Source organism: Pseudomonas sp. 14A, assembly GCF_018132745.1.
In the GTDB taxonomy this organism is placed as follows: Bacteria; Pseudomonadota; Gammaproteobacteria; order Pseudomonadales; family Pseudomonadaceae; genus Aquipseudomonas; species Aquipseudomonas mercuritolerans.
This window is the reverse complement of the sequence record NZ_JAGRQJ010000003.1, coordinates 236738-261887: the sequence shown is the minus strand read 5'-3', so window position 1 is coordinate 261887 and position 25150 is coordinate 236738. Positions and strand designations below refer to the sequence as shown.

19 protein-coding genes are annotated in these 25150 nt (G+C 59.1%); 6 read left to right on the top strand and 13 right to left on the bottom strand.

What is annotated here, in order from left to right:
- The first annotated feature begins 162 nt into the window (after window positions 1-162).
- Entirely contained in the window at window positions 163-966 is an 804-nt protein-coding gene (locus PS14A_RS03830; RefSeq protein WP_130910821.1) for a transglutaminase family protein, read from the top strand.
- 90 nt (window positions 967-1056) lie between these two features.
- Here the strand turns inward: PS14A_RS03830 and PS14A_RS03825 are convergent, their stop codons facing one another.
- From PS14A_RS03825 to hmgA, 4 genes are all read right to left on the bottom strand, one after another.
- Window positions 1057-2427 carry an aromatic acid/H+ symport family MFS transporter gene (locus PS14A_RS03825; protein ID WP_212615348.1) on the bottom strand — a complete coding sequence of 457 codons (1371 nt, stop codon included), beginning with the start codon at window positions 2425-2427 and terminating at the stop codon, window positions 1057-1059.
- A gap of 160 nt (window positions 2428-2587) precedes the next feature.
- Window positions 2588-3223 (bottom strand): maleylacetoacetate isomerase, encoded by a 636-nt coding sequence (maiA, locus tag PS14A_RS03820; protein WP_212615347.1) that lies wholly within the window; start codon window positions 3221-3223, stop codon window positions 2588-2590.
- Between the two features lie 12 nt (window positions 3224-3235).
- Window positions 3236-4540, bottom strand: coding sequence for a fumarylacetoacetase (gene fahA / locus PS14A_RS03815; RefSeq protein ID WP_212615346.1), 1305 nt, complete (start codon window positions 4538-4540; stop codon window positions 3236-3238).
- A 3-nt stretch (window positions 4541-4543) separates the two neighbouring features.
- The gene (hmgA, locus tag PS14A_RS03810; protein ID WP_130910824.1) at window positions 4544-5848 is read right to left on the bottom strand and encodes a homogentisate 1,2-dioxygenase; all 1305 of its coding nucleotides are present in this window, start codon (window positions 5846-5848) and stop codon (window positions 4544-4546) included.
- Between the two features lie 163 nt (window positions 5849-6011).
- On the opposite strand from hmgA, the gene PS14A_RS03805 reads away from it, so the two are divergent.
- On the top strand, window positions 6012-6791 hold the full coding sequence (locus PS14A_RS03805) for an IclR family transcriptional regulator (protein ID WP_130910825.1): 780 nt from the start codon (window positions 6012-6014) through the stop codon (window positions 6789-6791).
- 42 nt (window positions 6792-6833) lie between these two features.
- Here the strand turns inward: PS14A_RS03805 and PS14A_RS03800 are convergent, their stop codons facing one another.
- From PS14A_RS03800 to PS14A_RS03785, 4 genes are all read right to left on the bottom strand, one after another.
- Window positions 6834-10289 (bottom strand): DUF6543 domain-containing protein, encoded by a 3456-nt coding sequence (locus tag PS14A_RS03800; protein ID WP_212615345.1) that lies wholly within the window; start codon window positions 10287-10289, stop codon window positions 6834-6836.
- A 153-nt stretch (window positions 10290-10442) separates the two neighbouring features.
- The gene (locus PS14A_RS03795) at window positions 10443-12998 is read right to left on the bottom strand and encodes a LuxR C-terminal-related transcriptional regulator (protein ID WP_212615344.1); all 2556 of its coding nucleotides are present in this window, start codon (window positions 12996-12998) and stop codon (window positions 10443-10445) included.
- 139 nt (window positions 12999-13137) lie between these two features.
- Entirely contained in the window at window positions 13138-14505 is a 1368-nt protein-coding gene (locus PS14A_RS03790; protein WP_212615343.1) for a DUF1329 domain-containing protein, read from the bottom strand.
- Window positions 14506-14528: 23 nt separating this feature from the next.
- On the bottom strand, window positions 14529-16322 hold the full coding sequence (locus tag PS14A_RS03785) for a DUF1302 domain-containing protein (protein ID WP_212615342.1): 1794 nt from the start codon (window positions 16320-16322) through the stop codon (window positions 14529-14531).
- Window positions 16323-16967: 645 nt separating this feature from the next.
- On the opposite strand from PS14A_RS03785, the gene PS14A_RS03780 reads away from it, so the two are divergent.
- Both PS14A_RS03780 and PS14A_RS03775 read left to right on the top strand, forming a co-directional pair.
- Window positions 16968-19115: an S-type pyocin domain-containing protein gene (locus PS14A_RS03780; RefSeq protein ID WP_249121152.1), complete on the top strand. Its 2148-nt coding sequence runs from the start codon at window positions 16968-16970 to the stop codon at window positions 19113-19115.
- Entirely contained in the window at window positions 19112-19372 is a 261-nt protein-coding gene (locus PS14A_RS03775; RefSeq protein ID WP_130911336.1) for a hypothetical protein, read from the top strand. The genes PS14A_RS03780 and PS14A_RS03775 overlap by 4 nt, the downstream gene beginning before the upstream one ends.
- 43 nt (window positions 19373-19415) lie before the next feature.
- Here PS14A_RS03775 and PS14A_RS03770 read toward each other — a convergent pair whose 3' ends face one another.
- The 4 genes from PS14A_RS03770 to PS14A_RS03755 all read right to left on the bottom strand — a co-directional run bounded on the left by PS14A_RS03770 (window position 19416) and on the right by PS14A_RS03755 (window position 22797).
- Window positions 19416-20327, bottom strand: coding sequence for an SDR family oxidoreductase (locus PS14A_RS03770; RefSeq protein WP_212615341.1), 912 nt, complete (start codon window positions 20325-20327; stop codon window positions 19416-19418).
- Between the two features lie 154 nt (window positions 20328-20481).
- Window positions 20482-21384, bottom strand: a complete 903-nt coding sequence (locus PS14A_RS03765) for an alpha/beta hydrolase (protein ID WP_212615340.1) — start codon at window positions 21382-21384, stop codon at window positions 20482-20484.
- Entirely contained in the window at window positions 21384-22166 is a 783-nt protein-coding gene (locus PS14A_RS03760; RefSeq protein WP_016771646.1) for a class II aldolase/adducin family protein, read from the bottom strand. The genes PS14A_RS03765 and PS14A_RS03760 overlap by 1 nt, the downstream gene beginning before the upstream one ends.
- Window positions 22167-22341: 175 nt before the next feature.
- Window positions 22342-22797, bottom strand: a complete 456-nt coding sequence (locus PS14A_RS03755) for a flavodoxin (RefSeq protein WP_130911338.1) — start codon at window positions 22795-22797, stop codon at window positions 22342-22344.
- A 153-nt stretch (window positions 22798-22950) separates the two neighbouring features.
- Between PS14A_RS03755 and PS14A_RS03750 the strand changes: the two genes are divergently transcribed.
- Entirely contained in the window at window positions 22951-23427 is a 477-nt protein-coding gene (locus PS14A_RS03750) for a PAS domain-containing protein (RefSeq protein ID WP_130911339.1), read from the top strand.
- Between the two features lie 54 nt (window positions 23428-23481).
- Window positions 23482-24087 (top strand): hypothetical protein, encoded by a 606-nt coding sequence (locus tag PS14A_RS03745; RefSeq protein WP_024011639.1) that lies wholly within the window; start codon window positions 23482-23484, stop codon window positions 24085-24087.
- A 3-nt stretch (window positions 24088-24090) separates the two neighbouring features.
- On the opposite strand, the gene PS14A_RS03740 is transcribed toward PS14A_RS03745, so the two are convergent.
- A complete protein-coding gene (locus tag PS14A_RS03740; RefSeq protein WP_130911340.1) occupies window positions 24091-25050 on the bottom strand; it encodes a MerR family transcriptional regulator in 960 nt (319 codons plus the stop codon).
- Window positions 25051-25150 lie beyond the last annotated feature (100 nt).

Genomic DNA, 25150 nt, shown 5'->3' with positions numbered 1-25150 from the left:
TTGTAGAACGCCAGTATAGGCTTGCCCCTGAAAATTGCTGGCGCGCACCGGCATGAGCCGCCGAGCGGACAATGTTGCGCCGCTATAACTCGCGCTCAACGCGCCCGGTACTGGACGAACAACCCGGACGGGGCTAAAACGAGGCATTGGAGGGAGATTCAGATGAGTGCGCGCCAACGCTTTTTCGAATGCCTGCATCGTTCACCGCCAGCCCTGCTGGAAGCTGCGCTGTGGATAAGTGCCGAGCACGACAAAACCCTCGAGCCCGAGGCATGGTTGCGCACCTTCAAGGATCTGCAACTACGCGTCAGCTATGGCCTGCCGATGCTGCCGGTCAGCGAACTGGCGCAACCGTTGTTGCGGCGCATGGTCGATCTCGGTTTCGCACAGGATGATTTCCTGCCGCTGCGCCCACAGGCGGCGCTGCTGCACCGCGTGTTGCACACCCAGCGCGGTCAGCCGCTGGCATTGGCGTTGATCGCACTGGAACTGGCGCATGGCCTCGAGATTCCTTTGGTCGGGGTCAACTTCCCCGGGCATTTCCTGTTGCGGGTACCCGGCGCCGACCACTTGCTCGACCCTTGCGGCGGGCGACGCTTGTATCCCAACGACTGTCGCGAACTGTTGCAACGCCAATACGGGCCGAACATGCAGCTCAGCGCCGAACATTTGCTGAGCGCAACGCCAGTGCAGATGCTGCAGCGTCTGTCACGCAACCTGCGCCAATTGCACCTGACCCACGACGATTACATTGCCGCGCTGATCGACGCGGAACGAGTGCTCGAACTGGGCGGCGCCAAAGCCGCCGATTACATGGCCCGGGCCAGTCTGTATCAACGGCTGGACTGCCCAAACGCCGAGCGCTTCGACCTTGAGCACGCGTTGCTGCTCAGTGAAGACCCGATCCAGCGCCTGCGCCTGACCGAACGCCTCGGCCATCTGCCGCCCAACTCCGTCGTGCATTGACCACCTTCCGCAGGCTTGCCCCCATCCTTGAGGCCACACAAAGCTGTGTGGGAGCGAGCCTGCTCGCGAAGCAGGCACCTCAGTCTCCGGTCAAACCACGTTATCGTTCTTCGCGAGCAGGCTCGCTCCCACGGTGGCTCGGGAGGCATCAGTCGGCGAGCGCACCTGAATGATCAGCAGCGCGGCAATCACCGCCGGGATCGCGCAAAAGAAGAAAATCTGCTCCACCGGTATGTGCATCGCCAGCAGCAGGCTGCCGAACAGCGGCCCGAGGATCGAACCGAAACGGCCCACACCCAATGCCCATCCGGTGCCGGTGGCACGCACATGGGCCGGGTAGAAGTTACTGGCAAAGGCATTCAGCGTCAGTTGCCCGCCGATGATGCAGAACCCGGCGGCAAACACACAGGCCACCAGAAAACGCGGATCGTCGTGGTTGAGCCCGAGCAGAATCGTGCACAGCGCCGCCCCTGCCAACACCCCGGACAGCAGGCGCACCTTGCGTTGCAAACGGTCGGCGAACCAGGCCATGCAAATCGCTCCGAGGGTCCCGGCGAACAGGAACATCGACGTCACCAGATTGGCTTCGTTGAGTTTCAATCCGCTTTCCAGCAGCAGCGTTGGCAGCCAGCTGATCATGAAATACAACAGAATCAGGCTGACAAAAAACGTCGCCCAGATCAGCAAGGTTGGCCGCGCGTAGCCGTTGCGAAACAACTCGACCACGGTCAGTTTGCTGCCCTGCTCACGCTCGTTCTGCTCGACGCTGGCCAGCGGTGGCTGCCAATCCGGCAACATCTGCGCGCTGACTTTGCGCAGCCGGGCATACGGCGGTGCATCACGCAGCAAACGCGGCAGCGATTCCGGCAACATCCACCAGAGAAACGGGAACAGCAGCAACGGCGTCACGCCGCCGGCGAGGAACACAGCCTGCCAGCCGAACTGATCGATGAAACCGGCGGCAACAAAACCGCCCGCCGCCCCACCGAACGAGAAACCACAGGCAGCCAGCGTCACCATCAGCGTGCGCAGACGCGGTGGTGAATATTCCGACATCAAGGCCATGGCGCTGGGCATCGCGCCGCCCATGCCGATGCCGCAAATGAATCGCGCGATCATCAGCGTGTTCAGCGAATCGGCGAAAACCATCAGCACCGTCAGCGTGGCGTAGATCAATACGCAGGCAAGCAGAATGCGACGCACACCGAAGCGGTCAGCCAGCGGCGTAACCGCGAGCGACCCGAGGGTCAGGCCGAGCAGGTTGGCACTGAAAACCGGCCCGAACGCGGATTTTTCCAGCCCCCAGTCCTGGGCCAGCGCCGGCACTACATAACCGAGCACCTGGGCGTCATAACCGTCGGTGACCAGCAGCAACGCCAGCAGAATCAACAGCAACCACTGATACCGGGACACAGGCCGGGCGTCGAGCGCCGCACGGAAACTGGCAATCTGGTTATGCATCGCAAGGTACCTGTTTTTTGTTTTTATGATTATTTCGCTATTGCCACCTCGATCCCTGTGGGAGCGGGCTTGCCCGCGATGGCGGCGGCACATTCAACACAAGGGTGTCTGGACGATCGCTATCGCGGGCAAACCGCCCCCACAGGTTTTTGGTCTTCAGTTACGGGGTGTCCGGTTGATTGGCAGGATGCGCCTTGATAAACGCCGGATGTTCAGCCGCCAACGCAGCCACACGGCAAATCTTCGGATACGCCTCCAGGCTGACGTTGAACCGCTCTGCGGCATACAACTGCGGAATCAGATACACATCCGCCACACACGGCCATTCGCCAAAACAGAAACCGCTGTCGCCGATCAACTGCTCCACCGTCGCCAGCCCTTGGCTGATCCAATGCCCGATCCACTCCATTACCTGCGTTTCATCCTGCCCGGACTGGCGCAGGCGATTGAGCACGCTGACGTTGTGCAGCGGGTGCACATCGCAGCCGATCACCGCCGCCACACCGCGCACCCGCGCGCGGGCCAGCAGATCATCCGGGAGCAACGGCACCTGTGGATAACGCTCCTCCAGATACTCGATGATCGCCGGCGACTGAATCAGCAGCGCGCCGTCATCGGTGCGCAAGGTCGGCACCCGCCCCTGCGGATTGAGCGCCAGATACGCCGGTTGCCGATGTTCACCGCCCGACGGTGCGATCAGGTTGACCGGCAGCGCCTGGTAATCGAGGCCCTTCAACGCCAGCGCAATGCGCACCCGGTACGATGAAGTGGAACGGTAATAGCCATAGAGATCCATAAGCCGCTCCTGTCAGCGTGCAGCGATCACGGTGCCGCGACATTCGCCGAAGCCGATCGAGGCAAAACCTTCGCGGGCGCAGCGAGCGCGCAGGATGATTTCGTCACCGTCCTCAAGGAATTTGCGCACCTCGCCTGAGGCCAGTTCGATCGGTTTCTTACCACCCTCAGTGATCTCCAGCAGGCTGCCGAACTGGCCGTTTTCCGGGCCGGACAAAGTGCCCGAACCGAACAGGTCACCGGCCTGCAATTGGCAACCGTTGACGCTGTGGTGCGCGACCATTTGCGCGACGGTCCAGTACATGTAGCGGGTGTTGCTCAAGGTCAGGCGATGGGCCGGCAGATTCTGCTCGCGCATGGCTTCGGTGCGCAGCAGCACTTCCAGTTCGATGTCGAAGGCGCCGCCATCCTGATCACGCTTGTCGAGCAGATACGGCAACGGCTGCGGATCACCTTCAGGACGCGCCGGTTGCGCCGTGCGGAACGGCTCCAGCGCTTCGGCCGTCACCACCCAGGGCGAGACACTGGTGATGAAACTCTTCGACAGAAACGGCCCGAGTGGCTGGTATTCCCAGGCCTGGATATCCCGCGCCGACCAGTCGTTGAGCAGGCAGAAACCGGCGATGTGCTCGGCAGCGTCACCGATGGCAATCGGCTCGCCCATCTCATTGCCCTGGCCGATCCAGATGCCCAGTTCCAGTTCGTAATCCAGACGTGCGCATGGGCCGAAGACCGGTTCGGTCTGGCCGGCCGGCAGCGTCTGGCCTTTCGGCCGGCGCACGTCGGTGCCGGACGCTCGCACCGTGGAAGCGCGACCGTGGTAACCGATCGGCACGTGCTTGTAGTTCGGCAGCAGCGGGTTATCCGGGCGGAACAGTTTGCCGACGTTCTGCGCGTGCTCGATGCCGACGTAGAAGTCGGTGTAATCGCTGATTCGCGCCGGCAGGTGCATCTGGCAATCGGCAGCCAGTGGCAAGACTTTCGCGCCTTGCGCTTCGATGCTGCCGCGCAGGGTGCTGCCTTCACTGAACAGTTCGACCAGGCGTTCGCGCAGGGCAACCCGCGCCTCACGGCCAAGTTCAAAGAACGCGTTCAACTGCCCGCCGTGCATGGCTTCCACCGCACCGCGGGCGACACCGTCGAACAGCCCGGCCTGTAGCGCGACTTGCAAATCGAAGATGTGCTCGCCGATCGCCACGCCTGCGCGCGGACTGCAATCGTTGAGACTGAACACGCCCAGCGGCAGATTCTGCAACGGGAAATCGCTGTGACCGTTGGCCGAAGCGACCCAACTGCGGGGGATGGAATTCTGTGTCATGGGTTATCTCCGGGTCGGGTCGAACGTGGCGGGCAGCGAGGCCCAGCAAGCGTCATAACTGGATTGCAATTGAGGGCAGTCGAGGGCGAAACGGCTTGGGCGCAGCACCTGGCTGGTCTCGAACATGAAGGCCATGGTGTTATCGATTTTTGCAGGTGCAAGCTCGGCGTTGATCGCCCTGGTGCAGGTCTCGCCGTCGGGGCCGTGGGCGCTCATGCAGCTGTGCAACGAGGCGCCGCCGGGCACGAAACCTTCAGCCTTGGCGTCGTATTCGCCCTGGATCAGGCCCATGAATTCGTTCATCAGGTTGCGATGGAACCACGGCGGCCGGAAGGTCTTTTCGGCGACCATCCAGCGCGGCGGGAAGATCACGAAATCGAGGTTGGCCAGACCGTGCACGCTGGTCGGCGAGGTCAGTACGGTGAAGATCGAAGGATCGGGATGATCGAAACTCACTGTGCCGATGGTGTTGAAACGGCGCAGGTCGTATTTGTACGGCACGTTGTTGCCGTGCCAGGCGACCACATTGAGCGGTGAGTGATTGAGTTCAGTAGCCCACAGCTGGCCAAGGAATTTCTGCACCAGAGTGGTCGGTTGCTGGAGGTTTTCGTAGGCAGCGACCGGGGCAAGGAAATCCCGGGGATTGGCCAGACCGTTGCTGCCGATCGGCCCCAGATCCGGCAGGCGCAGCGGCGCGCCATGGTTCTCGGCGAGGTAACCGCGCGCCTGCGGGTCGAGCAATTCGACGCGAAATTTCAGGCCACGCGGCAGCACGACGATTTCCAGCGGCGCCACTTCGAGTACGCCCAGTTCGGTGGCGATACGCAGGCGACCGAGTTGCGGCACCAGCAGCATTTCCCCATCGGCGTTGAAGAACACCCGCTCCATCGAACGGTTGGCGGTGTAGTTATAAATGCTGATGCCGGACGGTTTCTCGGCGCCGGCGTTTGCGGCCATGCTGACCAGGCCATCGATGAAATCCGTCGGTTCGGTCGGCAGCTCCAGTGGATTCCAGCGCAGGCGATTGGGCGTCACTTCACCCAACGGTCCGCCGGCCAGTTGCCGTTCCAGTTTGACGAACGCCGGGTGATTGGCCGATGGCTGAATCCGGTACATCCAGGTGCGGCGCGCTTCGCTGCGCGGCATGGTGAACGCGGTGCCGGAGAACAGTTCGGTATACAGACCGTATGGGGCTTTTTGCGGGGAATTCTGGCCAACGGGCAGCGCGCCGGGCAACGCTTCAGTGCTGAATTCGTTGCCGAAGCCGGACTGGTAAACCAAGTCCTGCGCGGTTGAATCGAGGTTCATGGAGCCTCCTGAACAGGGAGTCGGCAATGGCCCATCGCTCTGGCTCAGAGGTCTCGGCACGCCGGGGTTGTTATTATCGTAATCTGATTACGCATAACGTAATTTGCTCGCTATCCAGCGTCAAGCTATAAAGACGCCCACTCGAACCGGAACCGCCAGCCCCATGGAAAAAACCAGCGACAGCAACGGCAAACAGAAAGTCCGCTCCGCCGAGGTCGGCACCGACATCCTCAAGGCTTTGGCCGAGTTGTCACCGTCGACTTCGCTGTCGCGTCTGGCCGAACACGTGCAGATGCCGGCGAGCAAGGTGCATCGCTATCTGCAGGCGTTGATTGCTTCGGGATTTGCCGAACAGAACGCCGCCACCAACCATTACGGCCTCGGTCGCGAAGCGCTGCGGGTGGGCCTGGCCGCGCTCAACAGCATGGACGTGCTGAAGGTCGCTGCCCTGCCGCTGTCCGAGTTGCGCGATGAACTCAATGAAACCTGCTTCCTCGCGGTATGGGGCAATCAGGGCGCAACCGTGGTGCACATCGAACCAGCGGTGCGCGCGGTGACGGTGGTGACGCAATTGGGTTCGGTGCTGCCGCTGCTCAGTTCGTCCACCGGGCTGGTGTTCAGCGCTTACCTGCCGCATCGGGAAACCGACGACTTGCGTGAGCAGGAAATCGCTGTCGCGGAGCATCCGCTCAAGGATGAAACAGCCTATGCAGCGCTGTGTGAACAGATCCGCGAACGCGGTCTGCATCACGTGCATGGTTTGTTGATGCCGGGTGTGGATGCGCTTTCTGCGCCAGTGTTCAACGCGGTCGGGCAGATCGCTGCGGTGCTGACCATCGTCGGCCCGACCTCGCTGTTCCACGCCGACGAAAACGGCCCGGCGGCGCAGCGGTTGCTGGCGGCTACGCGGGCCGTGAGTTGGCGGATGGGCTACGAACGATAACGCTCTTGCCCATTGAACGAGCGGTAACTATTCACAATACGATCAATGAACGGTGGTTTTGCTCAGGCTGGCATCAGCGCCTTCCATCAACGTGTTGAACAGTTCGACGAGTATCTCTTTCAAGTCTTCCTGGCCGGTGTAATACGTGACCAGTTCCGCAACCGTCCGCGCGTCCTCGAACAGGCTGAGAAACGACCGCTGTGCATGGGTGACTTCCTTGACCGGGTTACCCGCCGCCACGGCTTTGCCCAGGGTCAACAGGCCGGTCAGTGTTTCCTGCACATGTCCCAGCGCAGCGCGGTAGTCGCCTCGTTTATGCGATTGAGAGGCGTCGTAAATGCTTTTCATCATCTGCACAGCCACCACGACAGTGCCCACAGGAGGCACCAGCAGGCTCACGATGTTTGCCGCTTTCAACAGGTTGTCGTAAACCAGACCGACGATGATTTCATTGAGACTGGTGGTGCGCTCGTCGATATCACTCAATGCACGGCGCACTCGCTCGTCATGGAAAGTGAACAGATCCGGCAGTAACGACCGCTGCTGCGTGCGAATGACCGGTTTGGCATCGACCGTTGCAACCAGCTTGTCGAAATAGTCGTTGATCACCTTTTGGTCTACCAGCAGTATCCGCTCGCTGTAGTAGCTCCTGAACGGGCCGTTTCGAAAGCGAATCGAAGGAATGAACTCGGCGATTGGCCGGAAGCTGACCAGGTCCGGCGCATCCGGCGTATAGAGCAAATCGGCGAAGCCTGAAGACAGCTTCAGTCGGAAAATATAAACGCCGCCAACTGTACGATCCCCGGCAGTCGTCAGACCCAGCGCGCCGATATTGAATTTATACACACCGACGTCACCTTCGGAGACGCTATTGGAGATTGACTCATAGCCGCCGCTTTCTTTCAGATTATCGATGACCCGTTGGATGGCCGAGAACGACTCCGTGGATAACCTGCCGTTGGTAAAGTCGGCAAAAGCATTGCAGTACATCTCACAGCGGATTTTGCGGGCGTGCACTGCACGTTTGAATGCGTAACCGGGATGCGCCTTGTTCTGATATTGCTCTTTCAGCATCGCGGCATATCGATCACCTGGACGGAACGTTTTCGACAGCGAGGACAGGTCTCGGATATCCAGTTTTTCAACGAGGGGATGCCCATTCACCAAATAGTACTTCGGGCTGAATTTCGTTTCGTAAGCTGGGTTTACCGCGTCAAAAGCGAGCCCCTCAAGCAATAGGTCGGTAACGCTTTTACGGAAATCTTCGGTCTGAACAATAATCTGGTCAGGATTGACCGAAACGTTGCTGCCACGTGTACGCAAAATATCTTCTATCTGAGTTTTCACCGAGTCATAGGTGAACTGCTCAAATGTCGGGAAACCATTGTCTCGAGCATCAACCGTAGACAGCGCCTTGAGTTCGGTGGACAGGCGCGAATAGCGCTTGCGGCCTTCAACGCCAAGCGCTCGATAACCTACTGGTGCAATAGCCTTGTGCAGGGCAACTTCGGCTCGGTAGGCGGCATTCACGTAATCGGCAAGCGGTGCTTTGGGATCCAGATGAAGATCGGCCGGACGGCTATCGAGGGTGTAGCGATAGCTCAGTTGTGTGCGAGCGCTGCCGAGCAACTCGCCTGCTTCGTGCAGGTAGTCTGGATGGATCAGCAAGGCAGCGTATTCACGATCGGCGGACATTGCCGACTCCAGCCAACGGTTCGCCGCATAAAGATCGGAAAACTTCTGCAGCTCGAATTCACCGCCAGGCATTCTGACCAACATCAGCGAAGGTACATATTCTCTGGCCGAAATAACCAGGACGTCTTTCAATGCCGGCGCCTGCAATCTGATTCGCAAACCCTGGACAGTCACCGCAGGGTCATTGGCCATGGCGCGAGCAATGATATTCGCATCGGTGGAATCCAACTTCCCAGAATGTCGAGCAACGAAAACTGCAAACTCCATCTGGCTATACAGGCAGTTTCGATAAGCCTGCTGATAATCATCGGAAGGCGAGAATGCAAAACTTCCGGCAAACTCCAGTCGCAGGTTACGATGCTCCAGCCATTGTTCTAGCGCCTGCGTCGTCAGCCGGCTTCCGACAGGAGCGCCAATGATAGTCAGATTGGCTTTATAACCATTGTCGTGCAGACCGGAAACAATAAACTCTGTCAGCGTTCGTGTTTCTTCTTGCTCGATAGTTCGCCCGCCGATCTGCAAGGTGTAGGAACTGTGGACACGTATCACTTGCGCATCAAGATGTTCGCCCAGCACGCTGTCTGCCCATTCAGCGAACTTCCGCACCACATAATCCTTGAGTGAAAAACATGCATCGAACGCGTTCGAATAAATAGCCTGGTATTGGTCCTTGGACTTTTCCAGCTGGCTATATCGCTCTTGAATGTCGCTACCAGCGGTCTGCAGCCAAAGCGGCCAGTCGGTACGTTTCAGTTCAGCCCAGAGCAGTTCGAAGCGGCTATCGATACCGCGGCGCAGCACGTGCAGGCCCTGATTGTTATGCAGCGCGGATATGAGCGGGTTATCTCGGCTATTGACCAAGGACGACACGCTTTCAAGCTGGCCTTTGAGATGAGTCTCTACACTAAAGGCATAAGGACTTTGCGTGGCTTTCAGATATCTGATCTGGTCGCTACCCAGCAACAGCCGCTTCTGAAGTTCGCGATGCAAATCAACATTCTTGTCAAAATACTCGAAGCCTTTTTCCGGCGTATGCAAGAGGTAAGAGGTGGATTCATTTACCAGCGGCATCTCTGCGCCCGCACGCTCGGCGTTGTCCAGAACGAAACAGGGCTGGCGCGCCAGAAGGTAATTCTGCGGCGGTTGCAGGTTGACTTCAAACGCCGCACGACCGCTGTCCGAGCTGAGCAGAAGGGCGAATCGCTCACCCAGCCCGGCATCAAGCACATTGGCCATGACCGACAGCGACAGCTCTGCACTTGTGACCATGGCATAGGCTTGGATGAAAGCCTGCTTATTGGACAACGGTGCACTGTCAGCCAGAACGGCTTTCACGGGCGCCGCCCAGAACTTTGCGATCTCGGCGCGCAACGTTTTTTCCAGTCCGGCAGCTATGGCAGCAATCAGATCTTCGACAATAATGGTGTTGATGATCTTTACTTTGAACTGCTCACTGAACGTGTCCGGCAGATAAAAAACCCCATCGCCGCCCATAATGTAAGCAGGACTGACATTGTTATCGAGGCAGTAAACGGTGACTTCCCAAAGAGTGCCCGAAGGCCGGTCTGCACTGGCGGGAAAAGCAGGATCGGTATTGACATAGACCTTGTCGATATCGACTGTTTTGCCCAGACGTTTCAATTCACCTTGAAGCATGTTGCGCAGAATATCCATAACGCTCGGCACGGCGCCGATAATCTTGAACATCTCCGTTTTGACATGGCTTGCCTTTTTCCACTCTTCAGCCCATGAAACCTGTTCACCCAGCGAATCACGCATCAAACTTTTAAATAACTTGATCACAACTTTCCCTTACTTGACCATCCAGAGCCGCAAGTGCGGCCACTGCAGATAGTTGCAAGGTAGTTTCTTTTCCAAGCCACTTGAAGCTCGAACAATTTACAAAACATGCCCACAAATAACGCAAACCATTTACATTCAAAGCAAAGCAAAATACTAAACAAGTATTCCCAGCAACTTCGCCTTGGCCACAGCCTGAGTTCTGCGCTCCACACCCAACTTCCCATTAATACGTCTCGCATGGGTTTTTACAGTATGCAGCGAGATAAAAAGTTGTTCGGCAACTTGCTGGTTCGAAGCACCTTGGGCAATCAGCATCAGCACTTCGCGTTCGCGCCGACTGAGGCCTGGTGCCTGATCAACGTCGTCGCATTGCCAGTCAGGAACCTGCCTGGCAGACGTTGTGCCGATGTTGCCTCGGCGTAATTCCCACTCGCGCAGGGCTTGCTGCAACTGGCAGCGCTCCACCAGCATTGCGGCTCGCTGGAAAGCCTGCTGCGCCTGCACCGCCTCACCGCTGGATTCGGCCAACTGGGTGTAGGCCAGCAGCAACTCCGTTTCTGCCGCCAACATGCCTTTGGCCTGAACATGTTTCAACAATCGTTCAATGCCTGGCAGACCGGTTTCGTCCGGATTCAATTGCGCATGCGCGCAGGCCAGCAAGTATTCGATGCGAATAATCAGTTCGAACGTCGCAGGTGGCGCCTGCAACGCAGAGGGTCCTCGGTAATGCCGTAGCAGTCGGCCCAACGCTTCCTGGACAAGATGCGGTCGCCCCTGCTGCAACCAGAACTGGCTGCTGACCTGCAACACGACACCGCGATAGACCGTATCGGGAATCTGCCGCTGCTGCATGACCCTTTCGGCTTCGCGCAGGCGTTCGAAGGCGCACGCGTAATCGCCGCGATTGCCGGCCAGTTGCGCCTGCCCCAGATAACCATAGAGGACCCGCTTGTCGTGGCTGCGCAAGCAATCCTCAAGACCTTGGCTGAACAGCTGCGCAGCCTGCTCTTCAAGCCCCATGCACAGCGCCAGCCGTCCGCGTCGCAGGGCAATCCGCCCCAGCAGCGGCGTGGGCACCATAGTGCGCTGACGCAGCAATTGCTCGATGTCCACCAGCAGACTTTCAGCGCGTACAGGCGCTCCTCGCTGCTCAAGCCATTGCGCATGATCAAGCTCCAGCAACCCCTCGAACAACAGGGAGCCATGCGCGCGCGCCAGGCACAGCGCCTCGCGGTTAAGGGCGTGGGCCTGATCGAGTTCACCGCACAGCAACGCCTGCTGGGTCAGTCCCGACAGGCACATCACACGCGCCTGCCAGGCATCGTCAGCCAGCGCTGACAACGCCTCCTGAAAACAGGCGCGCGCCGGCTCCATTTGCCCTTGCAGGTGGCAAAGCCAACCCTGTTGCGCCTGCCAGCGGGCCAAGAGTTGCTGCTCCAGTTGCGCTGTCGGCTGCGGCATGAAGCGGCCGAGATGGGCCATGCATTGCCCGGCCTGTTGAAATCGCCCGGCAAACAATAAGGCGCCCGTGACCAGTCCGACCAGCTGCGGTGTCATCAGGGTCAGCTCCTGACTTTGCTGCTCGTGCAAGCGCAACAGCAGGACGACCGCCTGATCCTCGAACAAGTCTTCGAAGTTGAAATGCTGCAACAGGCTGACGGCGGTTTCGTACTCCTCGGCCAACAACGCTTGCTCGAACGCTGCTCGCCAATCCTGCGCCGCAGTGAACCACTGACAGGCGCGCCGGTGCCAGGAGCGTGCACACGGCCAGTGCGACGCCTGCATGATTCGCGACAGCGGCCGGAAGACCTGCAACCAATCGGCGGACTCCTGCCATGGCTCGATAAAGCAGCCCAGCACTTGCAGATCATGCAGCAGCCGGGCGCCTTCGCCGGGGCCGAACAAATGCTCGCACAACGACGCATTGAACCGTGGCAGGTGCGCCAGAACACGCCATGCCTCGTCCTGCTCCGGCGTCAGGTTGCTGAAGAGTTCGTGCTGCAGATAATCCAGAAGAGTGTCGACACGCTGCTGTGGTTGCGGGTTTTGCGACCAGTCACATTTTTGCAGGAGTGCCATGCGCGCCCCCGCGCACCAGCCACCGGTACGCTGAATGATGCGGCCAGCGACACGGTCCGCCTGATCTGGCGGCAAATGGCGCAACACCGATACCACCTCATCGTGAGTCAGCGCCAGGCTGGCGGGTTCGGATTCGTAGAGTTCATCATCGAGCAACAGCCGCGGCCAGTTGCACTGCGGCCGGCGGCGAGTGCTGATCCACCAGGTGAGCGCCGGGCTGCTGATTGCCAGCAAGCGATCAAACAACGCATCCAGAGCCGGATCCGGCAGACGACTGTAATCGTCAATAAACAGCGAAGTCGGTTTCGACCAATGGGCCAGCTCCGCCATCAGTTGCGTTTCGTCAAGGCCTTCGACAAGCCCGAGCGCCCGCCTCAGACGCAGGCAGAATTCTTCGGTGCTGAGCGCCGCGCCTGCCAGCGGCAGCCAGATTGCCTCGCACTCCGTACGCACCTGCAGAAGACATTCGGTGAGCAGTGCGGTTTTGCCACTGCCCGCGGGCGCGCACAACAGCTTCACCCGCGCGCTGGATGCCAGTAAAGGTGCGCTCAAACGGCTGCGAGGTTGATGATGCGAAGAAAGCCTGGGCAAAAATCCGGGTCGATCCAGGCACGGGGTCATGGCGGTCATCGGCTGAGCCTTCTTATCGTTGTGCGCTCACCCTAGCCCTCTCCCGCGCCCTTGTTGACGAGTATTCAGCACGCTGATTGATGGCCATAAAAAAAGGCGACCGTGCGGTCGCCTTTTGTCCAGCGGTGCAGTTCAAGCGTTAGCGCACACCCTCGGCGCGCAGGGCCGAGGGTGTGTAATCCGCGGCCTTGGCTTCAAAGCCGAATTCGAAGCTGTGCTTCTCTTCGTTCTTCATGCCCAACGCAATGTAGCGGCCGGCAATGATGTCGTAGAGCGCTTCCAGCGTGTAGGCCTGGGCCTGATGATCGTAGTAGTACTGCGCGTGACCTTCGGCGACCCGCCACAGTTGCCCGCGACCGTCGTAGTGATCGGCCAGTGCCACTTGCCAGCTGTCCTCGTCGATGTACATGTGGCGCTTGGCGTAGATGTGCCGCTCGTTCGGTTTCACCGTGCCGATCACTTCCCAGACGCGGTGCAGTTCGTAACGGGTCAGGTCCTGATTGATATGCCCGGCCTTGACGATATCGTCGTACTTGAGCTTCGGCGAGTCGAGTTTGTAGCTGTTGTAGGGAATGTACATTTCCTTCTTGCCGACCAGTTTCCAGTCGTAGCGATCCGGCGCGCCGGAGAACATGTCGAAGTTGTCGGAAGTCCTCAGGCCATCGGCCGCTGTACCCGGACCGTCATAGGCCACTTGCGGTGCCCGACGTACGCGGCGTTGACCGGCGTTGTAGATCCACGCCAGACGCGGTTCCTTTACCTGATCGAGGGTTTCGTGCACCAGCAGCACGTTACCGGCCAGCCGCGCCGGAGCGGTCACCGATTGCTTGAAGAAGGTCAGCACGTTGGCGGCCTTTTCGGGGTCGATGTCTTTCATCAGTTGCGGCACGGCGATCTCTTCTTCGAAGCGGATCGGCGTGTAGCTGCCGTTAGTCTGCGGCGTGACCTGGGTGATGATCCGCCGCAGATTGCCACCGTGATAACGGGTGATGTGGTTCCACAGCACCTCGACGCCGTTCTTCGGAATCGGGAAGGCGTAGTAGCGATTGCCGGTGAAATTGGCCAGGCCGTTGCCGTCGTTGATGCTGTTGACGTTGAGCGCACTGCGCTTGGCCGACTCATAGATTTCCGCTGGCGCACCCACGGTGCGGTGGGTCGGGTAGACCGGGATCTTGTAGGTTTCCGGGTAGCGTTTGAACATTGCCACCTGGCCATCGGAGAGCTTGCTTTTGTACTGCTCGACGTTCGCGGCGGTGATAGTGAACAGCGGTTTTTCGTTGGCAAACGGGTCGGCGAGGAAGCCCTTGCTGTCCACTGCGCCGGCGTTTTTCGGGATGCCGCCGGTCCATGCCGGGATCGAACCGTCCGCGTTGCCGGCCTTCTCGGCGCCGAGCGGGGTCAGGCTGGTGCCGAGTTTGTTGGCTTCATCCGGCGACACCGCCGCCATCACGTTGGCCGCCAGCAGACTCAAGGCCAGCACGCCACATTGCAGAATCGTTTTGCGCATTGCAGTCATCCTTCTCGGGCAGATCAGAAGTTCACGCCGAAGCTCAGGGCCACGAAGTCACGGTCTTCGAGGACGTTGTAGTCGCCACCGAAAAAGTCGGTGTAACTGAGGCTTGCGGTGTAGGTGTTGCGGTAGTCGGCATCGACGCCGACGCTGATGGCTTTCGCACCTTCGTTGAACAGGCCGTTGGGGCCGTAACCGGCGACGTCATGGGACCACGACAGGTTGGGCTTGAGGTTGATCCCGCCGATGACGTTGGCGTAATCGAGAATCGCCCGGGCGCGATAGCCCCACGAAGTCGAGGTGACGAAGCCGTCGGTATCGCCGCCGAAACCGTACTGGCCGTAGACCGAATCACGGCCATAACGCAGCTCACTGCGTGACTCCAGACCACCGACATGCACGACTGCGGCTTCACCGACCACGGTCAGGCGTTCGGCGCCCAGCACTTGATCGAAGAAGTGCGTGAGGGTGCTCTGGACCTGTGTGACTTCCTTGCGCCGGTAGCCTTTGTTGTCGGCACCCGGCGAAGTGGCGAGTGGCGATGCGGTGCCGCCGGCAATCGGGTTGACCAGCGCCAGGGTCAGGTCGTTGGTGTTGACCTGCACCGGCGCGTTCGGCCGGTAGCTGATCTCGCCGGTCCACGCGGTGCCGGTGGGCAGCGTGGTGGAGAAACTCGCGCCGTACAGACGAATGTCTTCCGGGTATTCGAGGTAATACTGACCGCGCCCGAGCATCACGCTCTGCGCCAGCCCCGCACCGCTGCCAGGCGCGAGGCCGTTGGCAATGCCGACCATGCCTGGCAACGCCGCCAGTGTCGACAGCCCCGCCGTGGTGGTGCCGACCGTCGGTGTACGGCTGTGGTAGTTCATGAAGTAGAGGCCGTATTCGGTGTCTTCGCCGAGCCAGCGCAGCGCCGTGCCCCACTGCCCGGAATCGCGCGCATCGCGATCGCCGCCACGGGGGATCACCACGCCCTCGCGGGTGACCTGAATGCCTTGGCCGAACGCGGTGGTCAGCGGCACCAGTGGCGCCACCGCCGGACTGCCGACGGTGTAGCTGTTGTTGCAACCGTCCGCCGCGACGTCGACGCCAAAGAACGTGCCGCAGTTGTCGAGAACGGTCTGGTCCCACTCCAGTTGGTAGAAGCCTTCGACCGAAAGTTTGTCGGTCAGGCTCTGCGAGCCAAACAGCATGTTTACCGGAATCAGGCCTTCCTTGATCTCGGCACCGGGACGGCGGAATGCTGAGACGTCAACCGGGTTGATGCTGTTGATCGAGTTGCCGATGAAGGTACTTTCGCCCCAGCTCACCACCTGCTTGCCGGCCCGCACGGTGCCGGGCAAATCGGCGATGGCGTAGTTGTGATAGACGAATGCATCGAGGATCTGCGCGCCGGAAGATTTGGCGCCTTCCTTGCGGCCGCTGTCGCTGATCTGTTTGAACTCGCGGTCTTCGTCCTTGAGTTCGAAGTCGTACCAATATTTGCCCCGCACGAACACGCCGGTATCGCCGTACTTCAGTTCGAGGTCGTGGATACCCTTGAAGATTTTCGAGAAGGTTTCGCCCTTCTTGAAATTCAGGCGCCCGTCATCACCGGTGGACGATTGTCCGCTGCCGCCATTGACCGTGCCGACCAGCGAACTGTCGGCATCGCGCAGGCCCCAGCTCGCGCCGACCGAAAGTGACGAGTCGAAGGTGCCTTCGATTTCGCCGATGTTGAAGGCGACCGCGTGCGCCTGGGCGCAGCAACCCAAAGCCACCGCAGCGGCCAGCGCCTGCGGTGTGAAGATGGCGCGCATTGTTGTTTTTGTCATGCGTCTTCCCCGGTGAGTGACAGAAGGCCCCACCCTACTGCCGGGCGCTGCGGTCGATAAGCGCACCAAGGAGGTATTTGCGTTGTCGCTCGAAAGGATGAATGGCCTTGCCCGGCGTGGGCTGGAGCGGTTCATGGACTGGCTGGATGGCGCATCATCAGCGCCATGCATGGGCACGCCACTGTTGCGCGCCCCGTAACAGTGCATGTCCGGAATCGGTATTTTTCCTACAGGCTCAAGCACTTATTCTGAGCGCGCTTTCCCGGACATTGCGGAAAGCGCTGAGCCCGCTCCGCTGCATGCGGCTGCGATTGGCTACAGGTTTCGGATAAATCGATTTTCCGGTTTATCACCCCGGTGTTCACTGACGTTGATTTGTAGCTCCTTGATCCAACGTCTTACCTTGGCCGCTGCGTTTGCAGCGGCCTTTTTTATGGGCGTTTAAAAAGGCTGGATAGCGGTTCGGCAACGCTTCCGATCAGCGCGTCAGACATTTCTTCGAAGCTCGGAGGAATTCCTTCGGCATCGATGAAAACCCGCGAAAACCCTTTCGACACAACGCCCTGTTACTGACGGGCTTCTCGGATTTGATTACCGCCACTCTGATGTAACTTGAAACACCTCAACCATTCGCTGGTGACACGGATGTCATCGCCATCCGTGCGCACTTTCAAGCGAGTGAAAACGCACATTCAAAAGGATATGAATATGCCAAAGCCTCCACCGTTGGAACTGGATCCGGTACATATCAGGGAGTTCGGTCCTGAGGGCTTCGAACCATTCAAAGAACGCGACATGAATTACTCCTACAGCGGCATGTTCGGCCCTGCCGGCGCCAATCCGCAGACGCGTGAATTGATGCATGAAACGCAAGTCGCCGTGGAACAGGAATTCAACGCAAGAACCGCCTCGATTCCACAAACCATTGAGGTCGAACTGGCGGCGACCAGGCTGGAAGGGCCGACGAATCCTCTGCTACCTGCCGCGGCACTGGCCCGCGAAGTGGGCGTCAGGAACACGTTTATTCAACGCAAGAGCGCCGAGTTTCAACGGCAGACTGCCATCGCCAACCGCTTTTATGGCAGCGATCCACTGGGAAAAACCTTCAAGGATTACCTGAATCAGGCATCGGCCAATCGGCGCGCGCATGGCGCAGCGGTCCGCAGCAGAGCGTTGTGGAGCGAGTCCTTTCGGGCCGCCCACGAAGCGCGGCTGCTGGGCCAGACATTGGCGCTGCTCAACCAGCAACAGGCTGGCGTACTCAATTGGCTGGCCACCGTGCAGGCCCAGGATCAGGCCCAGGCGGCAGCGGCAGAGGCGCAACGCCAAGCTGCAGAACATGCCCGCATTGCCGCGGAGCAACAGCGCCAGCGTGACATTGCCGAAGCGGTGCGCCGGGAGCAGGAAGAAATCCGCGCACGCGAACAGGCACGTCTGGCCGCGTTGGCGGAGAAACAGCGTCGCGATGCCGAACAGGCTCGACTGGCGGCTGAGACCGCGCGCCTGAATGCTGAGGCTGAAGCTCGGGAGAAAGAGCGGATGGCTGCGTTGAAAATCGCCCAGGCCGAGGCAGATGCCAAAGCTGAAGCAGCGGCGCTGGCCCATGCGGCAGAACAGGCTCGGTTACAGGATGAAAGGAAACATGTCTTTCCGGCTTCTGGAGCAGTGGCAAGCAACGGCCCGGCCGTTTCTTTCGCTTCGACAGCCGTCCCGCTCAGCCCGGCTATCTCGGCGGGAATACTCAATGCGCTACGTACGGCAAAAGCGACCCTGACAGCGACGGGCACGGCGCTATTCGGCAGTCCGGTACTGATGGGATTCGCAGCGCTGTTGATGCCGTCACCTTTGGGCAACGGCGAACGCTTCGCCATGAGCGTTCCACTGGCCGAGTTGTCGTCCGAGCCGGCCGAGACGCTACGTGACATCGCAGACCGGCAGGGTACTTTGGAGATGCAGGTCGGGCTAGGCGTCAGGCGAATCGGGGCTGGCACGCAAGTGTTCGCCGCTACGAGTGATGACTTCCATATTCGCTCAAGTGTGCTGGTCTTGAATGCCGCTTACGATTTGCTCAAAGACGTATACAAGGTCGCGCTATCGGACTCGCCCACCGATTTCCTGACCTGGACGCCGGCAATCTCGCCGGGTGACCAATCGACCGCTTTGCCAATAGTGGATACCGGTTCTCCCGCCTATTCCGGCGCTTCTATTGTTCCGGTTGAAGGGCGGCTGGATCTGAACCCGATTCTGATTGAAGGCTGGGATCGATTCATCATCGTGTTTCCGGCTGATTCGGGGATAGAGCCGCTTTATGTGGTGTTCAGTAGTCCTTATGAAGGGGCGACCGTAGAAGGGAAGCACAGTGGGCGTAGTTTCAACCCTGACGAGATTGGAGATGAAATATCAGATTTGCAGTGGGCAACAGCCGCTGTTTCATCGGAAGGAACGGACATTGTGAAGTTACACATTTCAAAGTTTCCGCAATCAGCTGCCAATGACGTAATGCTTGATCGCCTGGAGCGAATCGCTCGTGGAGAACTCGAAGCTACCGACACTGACAGACGTTTCTACACTCACGAGATAAGGGAGTTCGAAAGATTCAGAGCTTTAGGCTTTGGTGATACCGAGATGCCTGAAATCGGGTCACCGATCTGGAATAACGTGCATACAGCAACGTTGGAAGATTTCCAGCTAAAAGATGATCCGGCGCTTCTTTACACGCCCGAAGCACTGGCTGCCGCAATGGAGCAGGAAGAACGTGATTATCAGAAGTTGCTGAAGGAGATGTGGCAATGAGCACCGTTGAGATGATTGTTAAAAATGAACCTCTGGATGACATTGTCACGGTGTTCGCGTTACTTCAGGCAACGCCACATCTGGACATGATGATCAGACGCCACAATCGAGACCTGATCAACGAGTATGGGACCCTGGAAGCATCGTACTCTCGGCTCTTCGCTGCAGGAATCTTGCTGGAGGGAGAAAAGGGCCTGGCTATCAAAGGACCTAACTGGAAGCCGCCCAAGTTCATGACAGAAAAAAGATACATTTGACAACTGGAGCCACCAGCCGCGAGGGCTGGTGGCTCCGTTACCTTCAAATCGAATATTTCTGCAAATTCGCCATCATTTCCTTCAACGCTTCAATATTGTCCTTGGGATGCGCCGCGCCCTCGAAATTACAAATCTGCTGCCAGTGCGCCGCCACATCCTCTGGCGAGAACCCCTCGCGCGGATCGAAGCCGGCACCGAGGCTGCGCTCCCAGCGCACCTTGCCCATCCAGCCGCCGCCGACTTCGAACAGGCCGGACGTTTCATGGCATTGCTCGCTGGCCAGATATACGACCAATGGGCTGACCAGTTCCGGCTTCAGTTGCTCGAATACTTGCGGCGGGATCAGGCCCTCGGTCATGCGCGTGCCGCCGGTCGGGGCGATGGCGTTGACCAGAATGTTGTTCTTGCGCCCTTCGATCGCCAGCGTTCGGGTCAACCCGTACAGCCCAAGCTTGGCCATGCCGTAGTTGGATTGACCGAAATTGCCGTAAATGCCAGAAGTCGACGCAGTGAAAATTACGCGACCGTAGTTTTGCTCGCGCAGATGCGGCCAGGCGGCACGGGTGACCTTGTAGGCGCCTTCGACGTGGACGCGATAGACCAGATCCCAGTCGGCGTCGTCCATCTTGTGAAACGATTTGTCGCGCAGGATCCCGGCGTTGTTGACCACGACGTCGACGCGGCCGAAGGCATCGAGGGCGTTCTGTACCAGTTTGTCGCCGTCAGTCACCGAGTCGTGGTTGGCTTCGGCAATACCGCCAGCCTCGCGGATCTCCGCCACTACGCGGTCGGCAGCCGAGGCGTTGGCGCCCTCGCCCTGTGTCGAGCCACCGAGATCGTTCACCAGCACCTTGGCGCCCTGTCTGGCGAACAGCAGCGCATGGGCACGACCGAGGCCACCACCGGCGCCGGTGACAATCACGACTTTATCTTCGAAACGCACAGGTTCATTCATCGCGGCAACTCCAGCAGGCCAAGGGATATTGCCCCGAGTGTCAGGCACGGCGCTTTGGCTCACAACGAACACGGCTGCGGCTGAATGGTGCGCGATAAGGCTGGGGGATGATCGAGACTGTCAGGTCGCCGAGAGCTTGTGCACTCGGCGAAAATCAGGAGTACGCCACCTTGCGCTGAGGCAAAACCAGACGATCGCGAAACGCCAGATAGTGCTTGAGCACCTGTACCGGCGCCTCGGTCTGCGGATAGTGGCCGATGCCCGGCAACAGCACAGTGTCCGGATCGGGGATCAACTCGTGATAACGCTCGACCATGTGTACGCCGGAAATCGGATCGACCGCACCGTCGATGACCCGCAAAGGAATATCACCACGCTGCATGGCCGTCACCCAGCGCTCGCGCTGCACCCGGCGCTCAGGAATGTAAGTGATCAATTTGTGCATGATGCGCGGGCCATGGTTGCTGTCGACCAGGCTCCAGTAATCATCCAGCTCGCTTTCAGTCGGCTGGGTCTGCGGGCCGAAGATCTGCCGGAAACCTTTGACCAACGCCTCACGGCTGAACGCGCGGCCGAGCAACCAGCCAATCGGACTGAGCAGCAGTTTCTGCATCAGCAACGGACGATGGGTTTCCGGAAACAGACCGCCATTGAGGAACACGCAACTGGCAACTTCGATGCGTTTTTCGTAGTGCCGAGCGAGCAGCTCCTGAGCAACGCTGTCGCCGTAGTCGTGGGCGAGGATGTGCACGGCTTGTTCAACCTGCAGATGGGCAAGCAGTGCCTGTTGCAGATCGGCCTGTTCCAGCAGGCTGTAGGTGTGATTGCGCGGTTTTGCCGAATCGCCGAAACCGAGCATGTCGCAGGCGATCACCTGATAACGCTGGGCCAGTGGCTGCCACAGGTAGTGCCAATCCCAACTGGCGGTGGGAAAACCGTGAATCAGCAACAGCGGTTCACCCTGCCCGACTGTCCAGTAGCGGATCGACTGGCCACGAAAGACAAAAGTCCGGCTGCGCTTGCGCCAGACACTCAGAGGAATCTCGGCGAGTGGCATTAGAATTTATACCCCGGATCCTGTAGATCGAGTTTGCGCAGCAGCGCCGGCCACGCCAGCGCGCCGCCCATGCCCTGCGCGCTCTTGGTGACGCCGGCAATCATCGCTTTGGCGCCGGCGAGAATCTGCGGTTCGATGGCGATCAGTTCGGCACCTCCCGTCTGCGCCATGACCTGAATGTCGCAGGCGCGCTGGAAGGTGAACATCATCAGAAAGGTATCGGCAATAGTGCCACCACAAGTCAGCAGACCGTGGTTGTGCAGCATGAGGAAATTGTTGTCGCCGAGGTCGGCCTGAAGGCGCGCCTTTTCTTCATGGTTCAGTGCCACACCTTCATAGGCGTGATAGGCCAGGCTCGACAACACAAACAGTGACTGTTGACTGATCGGCAGCACCCCCTGCCTTTGCGCCGACACCGCAACGCCTGACGCAGTGTGCGTATGCAGCACGCAAACCACATCGTGGCGCACTTCGTGGACGGCGCTGTGAATGGTGTAGCCGGCGGGGTTGATTTCGTACGGGCTGTCCATGAGTTTGTTGCCGGCCTGATCGACTTTCACCAGGCTTGATGCGGTGATCTCGTGGAACATCAGGCCAAACGGATTGATCAGGAAATCTTCGGTGCCGGGCACCTTGGCCGAGATATGCGTGAAGATCAGATCGTCCCAGCCGTGCAGCGCGACCAGGCGATAACAGGCGGCAAGATCGACACGGGTCTGCCACTCGGCAGCGCTGACCTGATCTTTGACATTCGGCGACGATTGGACGGGGGCTACGCTCACTGTATGCACCTCTGCGTTCTTCTTGTTCTGCTCGTGTCAGCAGTCTAGTCAGGCGCAGGGCATCGCGTAGTTGCATTGGCAGCCAGCTTGATGACTGAACGGGTCAGCCGGGCAAACATCCTGGATCCGTTGCAATGCAACAACGCTTAGAAGGTGCAGCGATTATTGCCCGCGATCAGCCCTTGAGCGCTTCAATCAACTGCGCCAGCCACGGCTCGGCATCGGTTTCCGGCGTGACGCTTTCGCTGGCGTCGATGCGCAGCATTTCCTGAACCTCGTTCACGCCCAGTTCGGCAAACAACTCCCGCATCTGCTCGCCACCGCCGCAGAAGGTGTCGCCATAGCTGGCATCACCCAACGCAATCACCGCGCCGGGCAGACCGCGCCATGCCGCAGGCAATTGATCACGAATAGCCGAATACAACGGTTGCAGGTTGTCCGGCAGCTCGCCCATGCCAGTGGTCGAAGTCACAGCCAGAAGCGCCTCGGGGCCGAACGCCTGGATATCGGCCAGCGTGGCGCGCGAGTTGTAGAAGGTTTCAAAGCCGGCGGCTTTCAGCAGGTCCTGGGCGTGGCGGGCGACTTCTTCGGCGGTGCCGTAGACTGAACCTGAGAGGATGGCGACTTTCATCAATCTGATCCTGGAACTGAAAAAAAGAGCCGCGATAGTAACAGCCCATGCCGCGAAGTTGCGATTGGCTCTCAATGCAAGCTGCTGGCCTATAGACAGCCTGTGGCTTTCTTCTAGAATGCCTGCCACTGACATAACGGAAGGGATTCTCGGATGATCAACGCCAGCCTGCTGCAAATGGTGATCAACGCATCAAACGACGGAATCGTGGTCGCTGAAAAGGAAGGCGAGCAGGACAACATCCTGATTTACGTCAACCCCGCTTTTGAACGGCTGACCGGCTACAGCAGTGAGGAGATTCTTTATCAGGATTGTCGTTTCCTGCAGTCTGGAGACCGCGACCAACAGAGCCTGGAACTGATTCGCGATACATTGCGCGAGGGCGGCTCATGTCGTGAAATCCTGCGTAACTACCGCAAGGATGGCACCCCGTTCTGGAACGAACTGTCGCTTTCGACCGTTAAGAACGCCGATGACGGGCAGACTTATTTCATCGGCGTGCAAAAGGATGTGACGGTTCAGGTCAAGGCGCAGCAGCGGGTTGCGCAGCTGGAAGCGCAAGTGGCGGCGCTGCAAAGCGAGCTAGCGGCGTTGAAAGCGACGAACGGCGCAAACAAAACCGCGAACTGATGGTCATTAACTACAATCACCAATGACTTTGTAACTATCCACTTCGAGTTAGCCATGCAGCGCGACGCCCTCCTCACTCAGGACGAGCTGGATTTCATCCAGACCATGCAGCACAACCCGCAATTGAACGTGCGGGATGCGACGTCGAGTCTGCTGGTTAATGGCGGTTCGCAGATCCGCGATCTGCTGACGCGCCTTGCAGCACATGAGCAAGTGACGATCCAGGCCAACTTCGAAAATCAGCAGATGACCTTCCCTCTGCATCTGGTTGAAGACGAGTTCCACGCCCTGCATCTGCGTCTCGGTGTGCCGAGCATCTACGAAGACGGCCCGATGGTGCGCCCATGGCGTCTGGTTCTTGAAGAGCCGGTGGCGCTGGAAAACGCCAAAGGCCAGCCCGGCACGCTGTGGGTACACGAGGTATCGCACAAAGGCGTGTTGCTGGAAGTGCGCAACAAGACCAAACCACCGAAACATTTCGCCCTGTGGTTCAGCCCTTCCGGTTATGAGCGCATCTCGTTGCGCGGCCATTTCGAGCGTGAAACCGAGCAAGGTTTCTTCGCCTACGAACTGAGCCAGACCGATGCCGACGAAACCGAGCGCTTGCGCCAGTTCATTCTGCAACAGCATCGTTTGACCCACCCCGCCCTGCACGCCTGAGTTTCAGGTATCCAGCGTGCCTGCCATGAATTGTTTCATGCGTTGACGCATTGTTGCGCCCTCATTCCCCAGACATGCCACGGATGAACCGGCCAGACTGTCTTCTGCAAGTTCGGAGGCATCGCCGGCCAGCATCAACTGACAGTCGAGGCTAAGCGCGAGGCGATTCAGACGCCGTGGCAGTTCAGCGCCAGGCGCATGATTGGAAAATAGCACCAGTGCGTCAGGTTTGACCTTTTCGCAGACCAGCGTCAATTCATCGAATGGCTGGCCCGTGGTCAGCACCCGCACGCCAGAGTCGTTGCCACTGAGAAACAGCGCCGCGACCAGCAACTCAAGCTCTCTGCATTGCCCCGCAAGCGCACTGACGACCACCCGGCGCGGTTGAGCCCCCCGCAGCATGACGATGCGCTGCAGCACTCGCGCCCTGAGAAATCCGTCGAGAAACAACCATTCGCTGGTTTGCCCGAAAGCGTCCTGGCGCTGCAGCAATTGCCGCCACAACGGCATGATGATGGCTTCGAACACCACTGGCAGCGTGTACGACGAGAAAATCTGTCCGTAGACGCGATCCAGCTGCTGATCGTCGAACTCACTGACCGCCTGCTGAACCTGCTCCTGCCATTGCTTGTAATCGGCCTGCACATGATCATCGGGGATAAAGTTTGCCAGCACCTTCAGAGGCTCTGTTTTCGCCAGGATCTTGCCGACTTTGCTCACGGCCACGCCGCGATCGATCCAGTCGACGATGCTGCGAACACGCTCGATATCGTTCATGGAATACAAACGATGCCCGCTTTCGGTGCGGGTCGGCTGGATCAATCCGTAGCGACGCTCCCAGGCCCGAAGGGTCACCGGATTGACGCCGGTCAGGCGCGCCACTTCGCGGATGGGGAACAGCTCTTCGCGTTCGAGCGTGCCGGGTGCTGTTGAGGCCGGGCGAGTATCCGTGATTACAGGCATCTGGCGGTCAACTTCCATGTCGGTTTATTGGATCCCATTTTAAACATGATGGACTGGAAACCTTCAAGTAGTGATCTGCGACGAATATGGCTGGTTTAAT